General features: G+C 62.4%; 5 protein-coding genes. 3 read left to right on the top strand and 2 right to left on the bottom strand.

Going from position 1 to position 17,327, the window contains the following annotated elements:
- The first annotated feature begins 12 nt into the window (after window positions 1-12).
- On the top strand, window positions 13-6,543 hold the full coding sequence (locus A7317_RS05405) for an NEL-type E3 ubiquitin ligase domain-containing protein (protein WP_069075340.1): 6,531 nt from the start codon (window positions 13-15) through the stop codon (window positions 6,541-6,543).
- 57 nt (window positions 6,544-6,600) lie between these two features.
- On the opposite strand, the gene A7317_RS05400 is transcribed toward A7317_RS05405, so the two are convergent.
- Window positions 6,601-8,019, bottom strand: a complete 1,419-nt coding sequence (locus A7317_RS05400; RefSeq protein ID WP_024073666.1) for an amino acid permease — start codon at window positions 8,017-8,019, stop codon at window positions 6,601-6,603.
- Window positions 8,020-8,465: 446 nt separating this feature from the next.
- Here A7317_RS05400 and A7317_RS05395 point away from each other — a divergent pair, with 446 nt between their 5' ends.
- Both A7317_RS05395 and A7317_RS05390 read left to right on the top strand, forming a co-directional pair.
- Entirely contained in the window at window positions 8,466-13,688 is a 5,223-nt protein-coding gene (locus tag A7317_RS05395) for a hypothetical protein (RefSeq protein WP_069075339.1), read from the top strand.
- Between the two features lie 82 nt (window positions 13,689-13,770).
- Window positions 13,771-16,848 (top strand): transglycosylase domain-containing protein, encoded by a 3,078-nt coding sequence (locus tag A7317_RS05390; RefSeq protein ID WP_024073664.1) that lies wholly within the window; start codon window positions 13,771-13,773, stop codon window positions 16,846-16,848.
- Here A7317_RS05390 and A7317_RS05385 read toward each other — a convergent pair.
- Window positions 16,845-17,327: a CS1 type fimbrial major subunit gene (locus A7317_RS05385; protein WP_069075338.1), complete on the bottom strand. Its 483-nt coding sequence runs from the start codon at window positions 17,325-17,327 to the stop codon at window positions 16,845-16,847. The genes A7317_RS05390 and A7317_RS05385 overlap by 4 nt on opposite strands.

Genomic DNA, 17,327 nt, shown 5'->3' with positions numbered 1-17,327 from the left:
AGGTTATGGCACATGTCCACTTATCAACTGCTCAATGGGCTATCAGGAAACTTGCAATCCAGCGCGTCCTGGTCCCGACAACAGGCCCTCGAGCAGATCCAGCACAACGTGATTCAAGCCCTGAGCAGCTTGAATGCGCAGGAACGAACGCGATACCTCACCTTGCAGCGCGAGGCATTGGACGCCCACAAGGCCCTGGAAGACGCCCAGCAAGCCCATACCCAGGACTTCAAGGCCGAGGGCCTGGCGCAATTGCGGGAAAAGCTCGGTGGGCGCGACCCCGAGCAATACACCCTGTTCACCCGCTACAAGGAGAAACGCGAGCAACCCTTCCCCTGGGACCCACCCGATGAGGCGATAAGCCTCAGGGAAGAGTTAACCCGAAGAACCACCCGACGGCGTCGGGCCCAATACGACTTTCATTACATCGATCATCTCAAGCAGCTGTCGCTGTGGGAGGCCGCGTGTCTGAACTTTGGCTTCACCCACGCCATCCCCGGCGACTCGGGTTTCAGCGTGGTCGAAGCCAGCTATGTGGTCGGGCCGGACAATGACAGAAGCCTGAACGCGGCAACCTTTATCAAGGTCGCTCGTGAACTGGATCTGGGCGGCCAATTGCGTGACAAAACCAAAATCGCCATGGCCGCCGATGGCCCGCTGCGCCCCTTATTCGCCGCTTGCGCCAAAGCCAGCCTGCGCTTCGAGGCCATCGAAGCCTACCGCAACCGCGCCACCACCGGCGTCACCCTGGAGCACTTCAACCGACTGGACGCCGCCATCAGCGGCGACGGCCCACCGTTGCCGTTCGACACCCTGAGCCTGAGTTCCGGCGTCACACCCATCATCGCGGTGCCCTTCGTGCCCTGGGAAACCAGCATACCCACGCCCTTGTTCTTGATCCGGGTGGCCAGCCTGGGCGTGTTGTCCTATTTCCCCTTCCGCCCCGGCGGCGCGCTGCGCTACCACGAAGACGCCCAGGCTGCCGAACGCGCGTTTCGGGAGCAATTGCACCAGAGTCACGAGCACAAAGACCTGAGCTGGTTCGCCCGGCAATTGCCCCTGGTCGGCATGTCGGTGTTCAAATCATTGATCGACAAACAGGAGCCGCTCACACGGTTCAACTGGCTGGGGGGGAGCCTCTATAACGCATTTCACCGCGCGTTCCCGAAAAAAACCCTCGACAACATCCGCTTCAGCACTGATATCAAGCCCAGTCGTGAAGTCTCCCTGGTGCAGGCCTATACCTACCGGCAGGTCCAGCGCTTTCAGGCAGACCTGGATACCCTGGCCGAAACACGCGCCGAGAAGGACTGGCAAGCGCTCAAGGACGCGGTGGCAGCCATCGCCGCAGAAGTGCTGCAATTGCTGCTGACACCCCTGCCCGGCGGCGTCACGGGCATGAACCGGGTCATGCAACTCGCGGTGATGGGCAGCCTGACCTACAGCGTCGCCCAGGGCGTGAATGAGTTGGCCAAAGGCGAAGCCAGTGGATTTGCCTCGGCGCTGGCCGATGTCGCCGACCTGGCGATCAGCGGCAAATTGATCTCAACGGCGGGCCGCGTCCATCGCCAGCGCATGCTCCAATACCTGGAAAAACTCGGTCACCCACAAAAAATCACACGTCCCGACGGCACCCATGGGCTATGGAAACCCGACGCCCAGCCTTATGCCCATGACAATCAACGCCTGGTCGACGGGACCACCCCCAACGCCTTGGGCATCTATACGTTCAATGCACGCCACTACGCCAAACTGTGCCAGGGCGAAATGGACGTGCTGGTCGAGGTCCGGTTCGACCCGTTGAGCAAACGCTACGTACTCATCAAAGCCACCGACGGATATACCCCGGCGATTGTCTTCGACCCGGCGACCCAGGCGTGGACCTTCGATTTGCAGAACGCCCATACCCTCTCCAACCTTGAGTTGGTGCAACGCATGCTGCCTAACGGCGCGTCGCCCCCCACTCCGCAAGACCTTGAACATATGCTGCGCAGCACCGCCACCACGCGCACCACCCTGGATAACGTCTGGCGCGCCGAGGCGGCACCCCTGAACCTGATCGAAGGGGTCAGGCGCCTGCAAGTCGACCGTGTCATCCAGCACGTCATCGAGCAGTTCCCCTTGCCCGGCCAATTGCCCGCGCATGCCGACAGCGCGGTCTTTTGCCTGCTGACGCAATTGAGCGGCTGGCCGGCCGACACGCTGCTCAACATCCACGACCCACAAGGCACGCTGATCGAGACTTATGGCAAGACCGGACAACCACCATCGCGCCCGCACACCATCAACCTCAAGCGCCGTGACGATGGCAGTTACACGGGCCTGAGCCCACAGAGCATTGGCCCCGAAGGCAACGAACACCTGCTTGAACTGATCATTCGCCAGCAGCCAGGGGGTTCGAGCCTGGGCAAGGAAGGCCAGCCCGGCGCCTCCGAAGCCCAGCGCATCAGCACCGTGCGCCAACAGGTCGCGGCATTGGCACGCACCGAGAGGCTCACCCTGTTCTCGGCCCTGTTCAATTACTGGGGCTACGAAAAAGCCGAACTGAGCGTCGCCCCCGGCGCCCGACGGTTTCTGCCGATCAAGGTGTCACGGTCCCTGGCCCCCCTCACGCCCTTGCTGAAAAAACTGCGCGACCTCAACCCGCCCCTGACCGCCGCCAACCTGGATCTGATACTGGGCCAACACCCGTTGACGGCGCGCCAGCAGGAGGCTTTTCTCGCGGGCGGCACACTGCCCACTGCGTTTGTTGACGTCATCGATCATCACCGCACCGCATTGCGCATCGACGCGATCATCGACGCCCTGTACCACCCACGCGAATTCAATGCAGACACTGACCTATGGGCCAGGGAGATCGCCGGCTCCCTGATACGCGGCACACTCAAGCGTCCCTTCGTGATCACCGAGGTCGCCCTGGGAAAACCCTACGTGCCCAGCGGCCCGGACGATCGCACGGTGAACCTGCGCTTTTACCCCAACGGTCTCTACCAGGCCTACGACATTGCCAATGGTGGAGAGATCCCGGTCTCGCCCGCCCACGACAGTTTTTACCTGGCCATTGCCTCGGTGCTCCAGCCTCACGAGCGCGAACTACTGGGCATGAACAGCGCCACCGATGCCAAGGGCCTGCGCAAAACCCTGGGCGATACCATGAGCGCCCGACGCAACCCCGAAGGTTTCGTCAGCCTGCTCAATGGATCGTTAATGCAGTACGAACACGACCTGATGCTGCCATCGCACCTCCCGCCCAGCGCCAACGGGCTTTTCACCCTTGAGGGCAAGGACTACCTGCCACTTTCGGGTCGCCTTTACCAGGTCACGTTCGATAAAACCCTATTCAAGTGGCGGCTTAAACACCCCAGCAAACTCGGGGTCGACACCCCGCTTCTGGAGCACAACGGCCAGGGCGCCTGGCGGCTGGCCAGCGAGCAGCCGATGGCGTGGGACACTCATCAGTTGTTCCATCGCCTGGGCCACCCGCACTACGCGGTCACCCAGCAACAGGCCAACCGCATCCTGGCCCTGACCGACACCCCGGCGCATGTCCTGCGCGAGGTCCACCACGCCGGTCACCCGGCACCGCCCTTGCTCGCCGACACCAGCAAACGCTTCAAGATCGAACAACAGATCCAACACTTCATCGACGCGTTGCGGGTGGACCCCAACAGCAAGGACGCCAACCCGGAGCTGCAACTGTTGATTATCTCCGGGTTGCCGGGGTGGCCAGACAGCCACAGGTTGCAGATCCTCGGCCCTCGGAACCAGGTGCGCTACCAATACCCCGCGACGCAGGCGACCAACGTTGAAACGATCAACGTGACCGAGCAACACTACAAAGAAGGCCGGTTACTGAACGAACTCACCCGCCACGACGCGCTGATCAACGCCTTGCTCGGGGAGTTGCCCAGCCTGGCTGACGAGCGGCTGTTCAAACTGGTGCAAAAAGTCGTCACGTTCGCACAGGATCACACGAACCAACTCTTCGATTCGCTCTACAAGGAAAGTGAACAGTACCGTCCCCATGCACTGCGAGAGCAATTCAAGACCCAACATGCCGAACTCCCCAACAGCGCTATCGAGGGCATCCTGGGCCATGCAACCCCTCGCGAACTCAAGCAACTGCATGAACACGGCAAGACCAGCCTGCGCCTGACCGAACAAGCCCGGCTGACCGCCCACGAAGTGCGCTTGAATCGCGCCTTCGAAGGCTTGTACATGGACAGCCTGGTCAACCCGGACAGCGACAAGATCACCCTGCACTTGCTCAAGGCTGTAACCGGTTGGCCCGCGGACCTGCGCATTGAGGTACGCGACAGGCATTTCAACGGCCCCAGCATCGAAGGTGCGGGAGACGCGGCCGGCACGAACCGCAAAGTGCTGGTCAAGAAAGGCGCGGTCTACCACCCCTACAGCCCTCAAGGCACGGCCCTTGCCGCTCCGCTCGGCAGCGGCAGCAACCTGCTCCCGGCCATCGTCCAGACCCTGGGCGCTAGCGAACGGACATCACTGGGGATCACCGACGAACTCGACCTTTCCGAGCTCCAGGCGCAGATCGCCAACCTGGCATTCTCCCAGCGCGTAGAAATGAAAAGCCTGCTGGGCCTGCCCCATCTGCAACCCTGGCTGCAACCGGCCATGGGCCTGGACCGCTCATTCCTGGCGTATCCCGTTTTCAGCTGGCTCTGGCCATTCGGTGGCCAACGAGCGCCAGACCTGGTGAGCCGGGTGCAGGAATTGTATCCCCGGTTCGACAACACTACCGCCAATGCCCTGATCCACGGCCTGGGCCTGAGTGAACCCGATCTGTTGATCGAGCTGGACCGGCGGCAGGCCGAATTCCGCACCATGGACATCGAGCTGTCCCGCTGGAGCGACACGCCGCAAGCCATCGATGACCCGCAGGTAGACCCCTTGGGCTTGAACCTCGGCCAACGTCGCTACATCGCCAACCAATTGCGCCGGGCCTGGCGATGCGAAGAACCGCAGCAATACGTGGAACACCTGATGTATACCTCGTCGCTGCAACTGCAGCTCGACGAGAACGATCTGCCCCCAGCGTCCTTTCTCACGGGAACCACCGGTTTCAGTCATATCGAACACTTGAGGCTCTCAGGCAACCGCTTCCCCGCCAACGGCAATGCGTTCCTCGCCAAGTTTTCCGGGCTTCGCTACCTGCACCTCGACTGCTTGTTAACCGAGCTGCCCACCTCGGTCACCGACATGACCAGCCTCACCATTCTGAACCTGAGCGATAACGCGATTGTATTGACCCCAGACTCCGCCACCCGCCTGGCAGGCATGGTCAACCTGAAGGCCCTCCAGCTCAGCGGCAACCCCCTGGGCATTGCTCCCGATATCACTCGGATGCCCCAACTGCATACCCTCGATCTAAGGGAAACCGGTATCAGCCAATGGCCGGTGGGCGCCGCCACACATGACGAGTTGTCCAGCCTGAACCTGCGGGACAATCTGATCACCGATATCCCCGAAGCGGTCTTTACCCATCCAGGGGCGTTCCTGCGAAACCGCAATATCGAGCTGCGCGGCAACCCGCTGTCGGATCAAACCCGGCAACGTATCGCGCGGTACAACGCCCAGATGGGCAACAGCATGCAGGGCGCTGCGGCGGACCTCGTGGCCGTGGCGCCTGATGTCACGCCGTGGCTCGATGCCCTGGACCGGGTTCAGTGGGGAACGGCGACAGAACTCTGGCAAGCACTGGCCAGCCATGAAGGTGCTCGATCCGATGATGTATTCAGCGTCCTGGCAGACTTGACCCAATCGCTGGATTACAGGCAAGGCGGGCAGATCAAAAAGAACCTGAGCCTGCGGGTCTGGCGGTTGCTCAATGCACTGGGAGACTCCACCGAACTGCGGGAAACGGTGTTTCTCAACACCTATGCGGCGGGTACCTGTGGCGACGGCGCCATCCTGACCTTCAGCAACATGGAACTGATGTACCGTACTCACCAGACCCTCGCTCGCCACGACAAGGATCGGATCGATCGGGAATTGCTGGGCCTGGCCAGGCAGGTGTATTTCCTCGAGCACCTGGATCGACTCGCCGAAAATCACATCGGTCGATTGAATCAAGCGTACGCCGACACACCCCGCTACACCCCGCCGGACCCGGCAGAAATCATACTGTTCTATCGGGTCAGGCTACGCGAGGAATTCAACCTGCCCATTGCCACCGAGCAGATGCTGTACACCGTGGAGACCTACGGTGTGCGCGAAGCCGATATCACCGCCGCCCGACAGACGCTGCGCGCGTTGGACACGCCCTCGTTGCTGCTGGAGTCGTACAAGACTCGGGACTTCTGGCTCAGGTACCTGGAACGCCGGTTCCCCGAACCGTTCATGACGATCAAAAACGTGACCCGGTACCAAAAAGAGCAGTTGAACCGGGAAGTGCCCGACAAGCATTCGGATGAATACCTGGACCGGTTGCAAGCGCTGATCGACCTGGAAACCGCCGAACGCCAGCGCCTGATCAGGCAGTTGACCGAAGCGGCGGTTCACGCCATGCGACGTCCGTGACCACGCCAGGGGCCGCCGTGGCTGCCCCTGGACAATGACCCCGCCCGGATCACGCGGTTAAACCGGGCGGACCTCACTCTGGGCCGTCTGCGTCGGCTGCAACTTGAACACGTAGAACAACACCGTCAGCACGAGCAGGAACACCGGCCCCACGTACAGCGCGATACGGGTCTGCGGGAAGTACGCCATCAGGCCCACCACCAGCACCAGGAACGCCAACGCCAGGTACGAACTGACCGGGTACAGCCACATGCGGTATTTCAGACCGGCCTGTTCCGACGGGCTCAGGCGTTTACGGAACGTAAGCTGCGCCAACAGGATCATCACCCACGTCCAGATCGCGCCGAACGTGGCGATGGAGGTCACCCAGACGAAGACTTTTTCCGGCACCAGGTAATTGAGCAACACACCCAGCAGCAGTGCGCCGATCGACAGCAGCAATGCGCGACGCGGTACGCCGTTGCTGGAGGTGCTGGCGAAGGTCGCCGGGGCCTGGCCATTCTGCGCCAGGCTGTAGAGCATGCGCCCGGTGCTGAAGATGCCACCGTTGCAGGACGACAGCGCCGCGGTGATCACCACGAAGTTGATGATGCCGGCGGCGGTCTTGATGCCCAGGCGCTCGAAGGTCATCACGAACGGGCTGCCCTGGGTGCCGATTTCATTCCAGGGGTAGATCGACAGGATCACGAACAATGCGCCGACGTAGAACAACAGGATGCGCCAGAACACCGAACCGATGGCATTCGGAATAGTCTTCTGCGGGTTCTTCGCTTCGCCGGCGGTGAGGCCGATCATTTCCACCCCCAGGTAGGCGAACATCACCATTTGCAGGGACATCAACACCCCCTGCACACCGTTGGGCATGAAGCCGCCATGGGCCCACAGGTTGGAAATGCCCAGCGCCACGCCGTCATTGCCGAAGCCGAACGCAATGATGCCGACACCGCCGATCACCATCGCAATGATGGTGACGATCTTGATCAGGGCGAACCAGAACTCGAACTCGCCGAACGCCTTGACCGCGATCAGGTTGATGGCGCCCATGCTGATCAAGGCCGCCAGGGCCCAGATCCAGCGTGGGGTGTCGGGAAACCACACGCCCATGTACACCGCCACCGCGGTGATCTCGGCGACACAGGTCACCAGCCACAGGAACCAGTAGTTCCAGCCGGTAAGGAAGCCTGCCAACGGGCCGAGATAATCCTGGGCATAACGGCTGAAAGAACCCGCGACAGGGTTGTGCACCGCCATTTCACCGAGGGCGCGCATGATCACTAGGATCGCCAGGCCACCAATGATGTAGGAAAGCATGATTGCCGGGCCGGCCATTTCAATGGCCTTGGCCGAGCCTAAAAACAACCCGACACCGATGCAGGCGCCGAGGGCCATCAGGCGGATATGCCGTTCGCCCAATTCACGTTTGAGCGGACCGCCCTGAGCGGTCTCGCCATGGGGCAGGTGGTTGCCAACTGGCATAGGGGTACAACCTCGTCTTGTTATTGGATTGAGTCACCGAGTGCACGACGTCACGACGGGTTTGCCATGACGCCATCACACCGGGCGCGCCTCGTGGGCGAACGCGTCTGGTCGGGCCAGATCGGTGGGGGGGCAGTATAAAAAGCTCAACCCAGTTTTTTTCACTCTATAAACGACAAGATTCAGCGGGAAGTCGCGGCAAAAGCGCTTTTTACCCAGTGCTTTTGCTTGAGGAGCGAATCCTGGCCGTCCGGAAACGGCGGCGAGTATTGCACAGCAATGGTGCACAGTCATGCCTCTGCCCCTGTCAAACCCGGCATCGATAAAACCCGGCTCCTCACACTGACAACACCGAACCCGACCACAGGCAAACCGGAACCTTCGCGATATCCAGCCCGGCGCCGGCCCTTCACGATGGCGACTCACAATTGCCAGGAAGGCACACCATGCAAGACATCCTCGAGGTATTCAGGCAGGGCCAGGCACAACGCCAGGCAGCCGACCGTAGCCTGATGGCCGAGTTGATCCACCACCTGAAAAATGCCCGCACGACCCCCGTGGAGGTACCCGCCCACTCATCACTGGGTTGCTGGCTGCGGCTCTACCAGCAAACGCTCGACCGCCCGAACGTGCGCACGCGACTGCCACTGGACCTGGCCAGCCTGGGCGTGGAACGCGACGCCACCCAGCTGAAATTGCCGGCGCAACAGGTGCTGAATTTCTACGGTTACCCCCATCCCCGGCATCGCGGGCAACGGATGGTCATCGCCCAGGCCCTGGACCAACTGGACACCTTCGCCCACCCCAGGTCGGGCCTGAACGATCAGCTCAAGCGACTGGACCAGGACCTGCGCCAGATCGCCGACCGCCTGGAGGGTTTGATCGACGATGAAGATTTCAGCCTGTATTCCTCCTACAAGACCTACTTCAAGCTCGACTCCGGTTCGTTTTGGGCCACCCATCAGCAAACCGGTGCAGCCCTGCTCGACACCCTGACCACTACCCCGGCATTTCTGGCCCTGGGCCTGGTGCAGGGCCTGCAACCCGGCGCGTATACATTCGATCCCGCCACGCGGCGCCTCAGCGGCAAGAACGCCTGGGGCACGCTGGTGGATATCGGTGTGGAACACTTGGTGAAGCTGCCCGAAGAAGCCGGGCTGAGTTCGTTGATCAGTGTCGCCGAACAACTCGGCACCTTCGTCCACCAGAGCGGCCTGTTCAGCCTCGCCCAACTGCTGAGGTGCCACGACTTGCCGGTGCCCGACACCCCGGAAGAGGCCCGCACACTGGTCAACACGCTACGCCAGTCGACGCCGCTGGCGATACTGCCGGTCAACGACCTCGCCGACTCCGACCTCGCGCTGATGCAGCACCTGCAATGGCTGGCCATGGACCAGGACCGCGACATCATGGCCGTGGGGTTGGCGGGCCTGATCGATGGCCAACCCAGCGACGCCCTTATAGATACCGCCAGCGTGGAACTGACCCCCGCCCGCAACTCCAGCGTGCTTCACCCAGGTGTCATGCGCCACCCGGCCATCACTGCCGGTCCCGCCTGTGGCCCCTTCACCCTCGAACAGCTGTTGCAGCATCACCAGTTCGACCCGCCGGACACGGCCGGCGACGCTCAGGACACCCTGCAAAGCCTGCGAATGAACCTGCCCCGACGCTCCCTCTACGGCGATTACCATGCACTGCTCAGCACCACGGCGCCGTCCCCGGTACGGCTGAATACCGAAGCACGAGAAACGATTGTGCAACGCGTCAACCACGGGCAACCGGAGAACGCCCCACGCCTGCTCGACAGGCTGTGCGGCACGCTGCTGAACGACAAAAGCACTGACGAGGTGCGTCGGCAGGCCGACGCCCTGCTCTCCCACCTGTTGAGCCTCGAGCCTGCGCGTCGGTTGGGCCAGCAACTGATCGAGGCGCTGCACTGGTATGGCCAGCACCCGGACGAATCAGCCAGCCAGACAAGCCTTGGCCTGCTGGTGCTGAGCGCGCTGATCCTCGACCTGGACCCTGGGGCCGGCAACGGCGGTTACACACTGGCCGGTTTCAACCTGGCCGCCGACACGCACTGGGGTCACTCCCCTGTCGATCTGCGCCGCGACCTGGAGCTGCACCTGGTGCGCACCTGTAAAGTCTCGAGCGCCGCCGCGCCACTGGCGGCCCATCTGTTGCTGGCCGGCGTCGCGCCGGAGTTTCTGGTGCAGGCGCTGCCCATGACCCTACGCTATCGCACCTCGATCACCTGGATGACCTTCAGGCAGGGCGTGATGATGGCGCAGGCGCTGGCGCCCGGTTCAACGCAGCACATGACCTACGATGACATGATCGCCCTGGCGTCCCAGCCGCCCGCGACCCTCCAGCAACAGCAGTGGCGCGACTACACCGCCACCAGCACGCTACTGGACTGGGCCATCGCCCAGGGCGAACTGCCCGAGCGCGAGAATGGGCACTACCTGGTGGACGAAATCACGGCCCTGAAAAGACGCCTCACTCAGCGCCTGCAGGCCTTGAAAGATGCGCTGATCACCTTCGCCAGCGAGCTGCCCACCCGTCGCGGCATTGCCCTGGCCGACCTGGAAAAGGTCTTTCCAGGGCAACCGATGCTGGACACGGCCTGCCTATGGCGCCCCGTCGCGCCGATCGCCGGCAGCAGCCTACGCTTCCCAATGCATCATCACGACCGCAGCAACTACAGCCTGCATTCTCTGCTGGAGTTGCACATGGATGGCCTGCTGGACGACACCCGTTGGCAGTCCATCAACCCTGAGGTGGACCTGGCGAAACTGCGTCAATCGTTTGGGCGCCTGGGCGACATCAATCAGCGCTTCGACGACGCCTTCGGTGCCTATATCGAGCGCATGAAGGAGGCCTACAGCGCCACGATTGAAGACCTGCTGGCGCAATTGCCCCTGGCCGACCGCTTGCATCTGCAACAGGCTGACTTGCAGCTGCTGATACTGAAAAAAGAACCAGGCAAGGATCTCGTGCTACTCAGCCCGGAGCAGGAAATCGCCCGCATTGGCCGCATGGGCGTGATCCTGCGCGGCACCTCCCCCACCACGGTGTGCGAATACGAGCTTTTCCCGCTGTTGAACCGCGCACTCAAGCGCCGTGGCCCGCCCCTGGTATTCAATGAGGGAGGCACGCCGATACCGGTGACCACCGGCGGCGCCCACTCGACCCGTCCGATCACCACACTGATGCAGGGCAATGAGCTGCCCCTGGACTGGGAGGCGTACGCGACCGGACGCCAGCCCAGGCCGGGAGTGCGCTCCAAGGTCATCGTCCACACATTGTGGTCGCGCCGTTCGACACCTGCCGACCCGCTCGTGTTGGCACCGCTCACCTACGGTTCAACGGTCAATCGCGCCATTGCCCAAGCCATCGTGCAACAGCATTTCTTCCTCGAAGTCGATGCCTTGCGTCGGCAAGCACGGGGATCGACACAGCGCGAACACATTCAACAACGCTGGGACCGCGTGCTGGACCGTCTCAAATCCCTGGTACCCTTTTGGTCCTGCAGCCAAGACATCGCCTCCAGAGACACCCGCCGGATGATCGATGGAAGTTATGCGTGCTTTATCGACCTGCTGACGATGCTGTTCCCCACCCAGCGCTATCTCAAGGCCTCGTTGGCGGTCTTGAAAAGGACGATGCCCCTGCCGATCAAGCTGCTCCAACTAGGTCGCTTGAGCACGGCCTTTCTCCATAGCGTCTTGAACCCCCTGGATGGCCTTCCCGGCCTCTACCGGCTGGCCCGTAACGGCCTGATCCAGCTCAGCGTCGACGCACGCCGCATCCTCGATACGGCCATTGGGCAAGTTCAACGCCTGGTAGCCGACATCCCGCTGCTCGATCACCTGAAACTGCTGGCCCGCGCCGACATTGGCAGCGGTTCGCTGTTGCACACCAGCGACCTGGTACGCCTCAACGCCATCCTGCACAAAAACCGCTGGCACGCCTGCCATCCCTTCAGCGCCAAGCCCTATGGCCCTGCGGTGGATAACTTCCGGCTGGACAGCGCCCTCGGCGTGACCCCAATGCACACCAGCAACGGGTATGAGGCGCTGGTGACCGACCGTCTATTCGGGACTCAGCCCCTGCTCATCCCACGCTCCGACGCCACCGACCTGTTGCACGGCAACACCGTGCGGCGCCTCGATCACCGCGCCCCCACCCACTTGGACGACCTGGCATCACCGGCCTACTTCAAGGCCGCGGACGGTTTCGACAGCACCTGTGCCGCCACTCGAACCAAACGCAGCCCGATCCCGTTGATCTGCTTCACCAAGAAGCTCGCGGCGTTCAATAGCTCGATCCATCAGCGCAGGGCCCAGGCCATCGAGCACATCCGCCTGATACCCGCGCCCGCCGTCGGCCCCGACAAACGTAAACTGGTGTACAACCGCAGGCTGTATGAGGCAACGCCCCAGGTGCTCGATTTCGAAATGACGCCGGTGGCCATGAACGCACCGCTGGCTTATAAAGCCCAGGTAAACGGGCGACTCATAGAAAATGAACCGCAATTTGGCCTGCCCATCAATCAAGTGGACAATCTGCTCACCCGCGACACCCGGGTAGTCGAACTGGAGGGGCTGGTTGACGCTGTCGATGACCGCCGGACCCTGCGCGCACTGGTGATCGACCTCAACCCTCCGGGGGCAGCGCCCAGGTCGCGAACGGTAGTGGAGGCCGATGCCGGCGTCTTCTACGACGTCATCGCCATCGATCCAGCCCCGTCGCTGCGGCTCGATCGCCTGGACTTCAGCCTGGGCGGCGTACACGAGCAACTGATCAGAGCGTACTGCAAACGTAAGCTCGACTATCTGAGCGCCGGTGGTTTTATCCAAAGCCGCCCCCTGGTCAACCTGCCAACCCTGGAAGTGCTGTACTCGCAGTTGAGCAAACGCAATTTCACGCCTGAAAAAATTGCACTCCTTCGCGCACAAGCCAGCCAGTTACGGGTGATAAAGCAGCGCGAACTGCTGCTGAACGCCAGCGACGAAGGCCGGCGCCTGGGGATGAGCGTGGCGGTCGAACCGATACGGCTGCAAACCTGGGCACCTTACGCGCCTCAATCGGGGCACACGCTGAACCAGTACCTCGCCACACAGGCCCATACCCACACCGTGGCCCTGCTTCAAAGTACCGGTATCGGGCCGTCCAATGTCGTCGGAGTCGGCGCGGGAGAAATGGCGCGCCTGGATATCGCTGAATCCGTGGTGATGTGGCAGTACAGCCGGGTGGGCCAGCCCAACTTTACGGAGGTGATCCTCAGGACCGGCGCGGGCAATTGCGACCAGATGGCCCACGTTGCGACGGAGCTGATCCGGCTCAACGGCGGCGCCGCGCGGGTATGGGGTATGACGCCACCCGCCCATGCGTTCGTGGTCGTGGGTACACCGCCGCCAACACTGGCGCCCACGGTGGATTTCAGTGAGGCCGCCTGGACGGACCTGTGGATCTGCGATCCATGGGCGGGGATAGTGAGCCCTGCCAGGGATTACATGGCGCAGCTCACGATCAAAATGCACACTTGGTATCTTCAGGACATGTCCATATTTTTCAATGACCGAGGCACCTATCGCTGGGTCCAGGCCCACGACCGCGGCTGGCTGACCTTGTTGCGCACCGCCCTGAAACGCCCACAGACCTGACTGGACAATATTTTCACGCCGCGCCAGCAGCGACTAAGCTTCAACCAAGTCCGATCAATCTGCGTGAATGGATCAATCGACTATGGGCGCTTTATGGCAAACCGATTCGAAACCCGCTGTGGCACACGCCGACAGCGCGGATCAACCGCCATTGCCACGAAGCCCCCGCTTGCACAGCATGTGGTGGCGAGTGGCATGGCTGGTACTGCTGCTCGCGCTGGTGGCCCTGGCCTGGGCCGCCAACCAGGAAATGCGCACCTCGCGCCTGCAAGCCGAATACCTGAGTTCGTTTGCGGCATCGCTGACCTATCGCGTGGAGCCCGGCCCCAGCGATGCGGTTGTTTATCCGGGGGACGGGCCGTTTGACCGGCGCCTGGGTTACAGCGCCCTCGATGAATTCCTACCGCGCCTGCTCAAGCACAATTACCTGGTCCAGGCGCAGGCGCGTTTTTCCCCGGCGTTAATGGACTACGCCCGACACGGGCTGTTCGTACCCTACGCGGAAAAAGTCCAGGCCGGCCTGAGCATCACTGACTGTCGCGGCACGCCGCTGTACGCCTTCACCTACCCGCAACAGCTCTACCCCAGCTTCGCCGCGGTCCCGCCGCTGGTGGTGCAAGCGCTGTTGTTTATCGAGGACCGTGACCTGCTCGATCCCCGGCAACCCCTGGCCAACCCGGCGGTGGACTGGCCGCGTTTCGCCAAGGCCGCCTGGTCGCAGGTGGCCAAACTCCTGCATTTGCCTGGGCAAACCGCGGGGGGGAGCACCTTGGCCACGCAACTGGAAAAGTATCGTCATTCACCCGATGGCCTGACGTTGTCGGGCGGCGAAAAAATCCGCCAGATGATTTCCGCCAGTGTCCGCGCCTATCAGCCAGGGCCAAACACCCTGGGCAGCCGGCAGAATATCGTGCGCGACTACCTCAACAGCGTGCCGCTGTCGGCCGTGCCGGGCCATGGCGAAGTACATGGCATGGCCGAAGGCCTGCGGGTGTGGTACGGCGCCGACTTCAACCAGGTCAATGCCCTGCTGGCCGGCAACGCACCGCAAGACCTGGCCAAAAAAGGCTTGGCGCTGCGCCAGGTACTGTCGCTGATGATCGCCCAGCGTCGACCCTCGCATTATTTGACCAAGGGCCGCGAGGAGCTGGCGCAACTGACCGACAGCCATATCCGCCTGCTGGCGCAGAACAACGTGATCGATCCGGCGCTGGCCAAGGCCGCCCTCGCCAGCCACGTCACCTATCGCGACTGGCAGCAGCAACCGACGATCCAACCGGTCGAGACCAACAAAGCGATCAACGTCGCTCGCAGCCGTCTCGCCACCTTGCTCAACCGCCCGCTGTATGACCTCGACCGCCTTGACCTGGCCGCCTCCAGCACCCTTGACTACGCCCTGCAAACCCAGGCCACCGACTACCTCAAGCACTTGGCCGACCCGGTATTCGCCGGGCAAACGGGCCTGCTCGGCCCGCGTTTGCTCACCCCGCAAAGTACGCCCCAGGTGCGCTACAGCTTCACCCTGTTCGAACTGACACCCGATGGCGCGCGCGTGCGGGTGCAAACCGACAACACCGATCAACCGTTCGACATCAACGAAGGCAGCAAGCTGGAGTTGGGCTCCACCGCCAAGCTGCGGGTGCTGACCACTTACCTGCAAATTATCACCGAACTGCATGATCGCTACCGCGCACAGACACCCGCCGAGTTGAAAAAAGTCACGGTCCCCGAGCAAGACCCACTCTCCCGCTGGGCCCTGGACTACCTGATCCGCAACACTGACCGCGACCTGTCGAAAATGCTCGACGCCGCCCTCGACCGCACCTACTCGGCCAACCCCGGCGAGGCGTTCTTCACCGGCGGCGGCCTGCACCGTTTCCATAACTTTCGCAACGAAGACAACGGCCGCACCCCGACCCTGCGCGATGCCCTGCGCGAGTCGATCAACCTGCCCTTCATTCGCCTGATGCGCGACCTGGTGCGCTACACCACCTACTCCGGCGAAGACAACAGCGCGCGCTTGCTCAAAGACGACAACGACCCGCGCCGCCAGGAATACCTGGCCAGGTTCGCCGACCACGAAGGTACGGCGTTCCTGCTCAAGTTCTGGAAAAAGTACCGCAACAAAGACACCCAGTCGCGCCTCGACACCTTCATGGACAGCCTGCACCCCACCGCGATCCGCCTGGCCGCCGTGCACCGCTACCTGATGCCCCAGGCCAGCCAGGAAAGCTTCAACAGCTTCGTGCGCGCACACCTGAAAAGCATCAAGACCACCGACAAGCTCACCGACGAACGCCTGGCCACGCTCTACCAAAGCTACGGCCCCGGCGCCTACGATCTGCCGGACCAAGGCTACATCGCCAAGGTGCACCCGCTGGACCTGTGGCTGCTGGGCTACCTGCTCAACCACCCGGACGCGACCTTCAGCGAGATCGTCAAGGCCAGCGAATTCGAGCGCCAGGAAGTCTATAGCTGGCTGTTCAAGAGCCGGCACCAAAGCGCGCGGGACAGCCGCATCCGCACCATGCTGGAAATCGAAGCGTTCCTGGAGATACATGAGCGCTGGCGAGCCGTGGGCTATCCGTTCGACCACCTGGTGCCATCGCTGGCCACCGCCATCGGCAGCTCCGGCGACCGCCCCGCCGCCCTCGCCGAACTGATGGGCATCATCCTCAACGACGGCGTACGCCTGCCGGTGCTGCGTATCGACAGCCTGCGCTTTGCCGAGGGCACGCCGTATGAAACCTACGTGGTCAACGACCCGAACCGTGGCAAGCGCGTAATGCCCAGTGAAGTGGCCACCGCCTTGCGCGGCGCGTTGTCACAAGTGGTGGACGCCGGCACGGCCAAGCGCGTGGCCGGCAGTTTCACCCTGGCCGACGGCACGCCGCTGGCCATGGGCGGCAAGACCGGTACCGGCGATAACCGTATCGAAGCCATGGGCAGCGGCGGCCGGATCCTGAGCTCAAAATCCATCAACCGCACCGCGACCTTTGTGTTTTACATCGGTGAGCATCACTTCGGCACCCTCACCGCCTTTGTGCCCGGCGCTTCGGCGCAGCACTTCACGTTTACCTCGGCACTGCCCGTGCAGGTGCTCAAGGGCATGGCGCCGATCCTGATGCCCTATTTGCAACCGGGTGGGCACACGCCCTAAGGCGCCAGGAAGTCGAACATCAGGTGTACGGTGCCGTAATAGCTGCCGCCCTGGTAACCGTCGTCGGGCTGTATCGCCGCGATCTCCAGCTCGGCGCGCGTGCCTGTCCTGGCCACCTCGGCGCCGACCACTTCAGTACTGTCCAGCGTCAGCGGAACCTGATTGAACATCACCTGCAGGTCGATACGGTGTCGCCCGCTGTGCAGATAGGGCGTATCCAGCAACCGTGCGGCCACACCGCCACTGAGGTTCTTGACGTCGAAGTGCTTGCGCAAGCGACTGAGCTGCGAGGTGACCAGGTTCCAGGCCAGCTCTTGCTCCTGGCCCATCCAGTTGGACTCCGAGGGCAGCACATAAGCGTCGCGCACCGGAATGGTTACCGACACGTCGAAGCTATGGCGTTCCTGAATAAAAGACGCCCACGCCACGGGGACTGCCGGCAAGGTCAGAAGGACAAGGGTTGTCAGTTGCTTGAGCAT

It is taken from the genome of Pseudomonas fluorescens, from assembly GCF_001708445.1.
Lineage (GTDB): Bacteria > Pseudomonadota > Gammaproteobacteria > Pseudomonadales > Pseudomonadaceae > Aquipseudomonas > Aquipseudomonas gorinensis.
The sequence above is the reverse complement of the archived record's forward strand: the minus strand, read 5'-3'. Positions and strand labels throughout refer to the sequence as shown.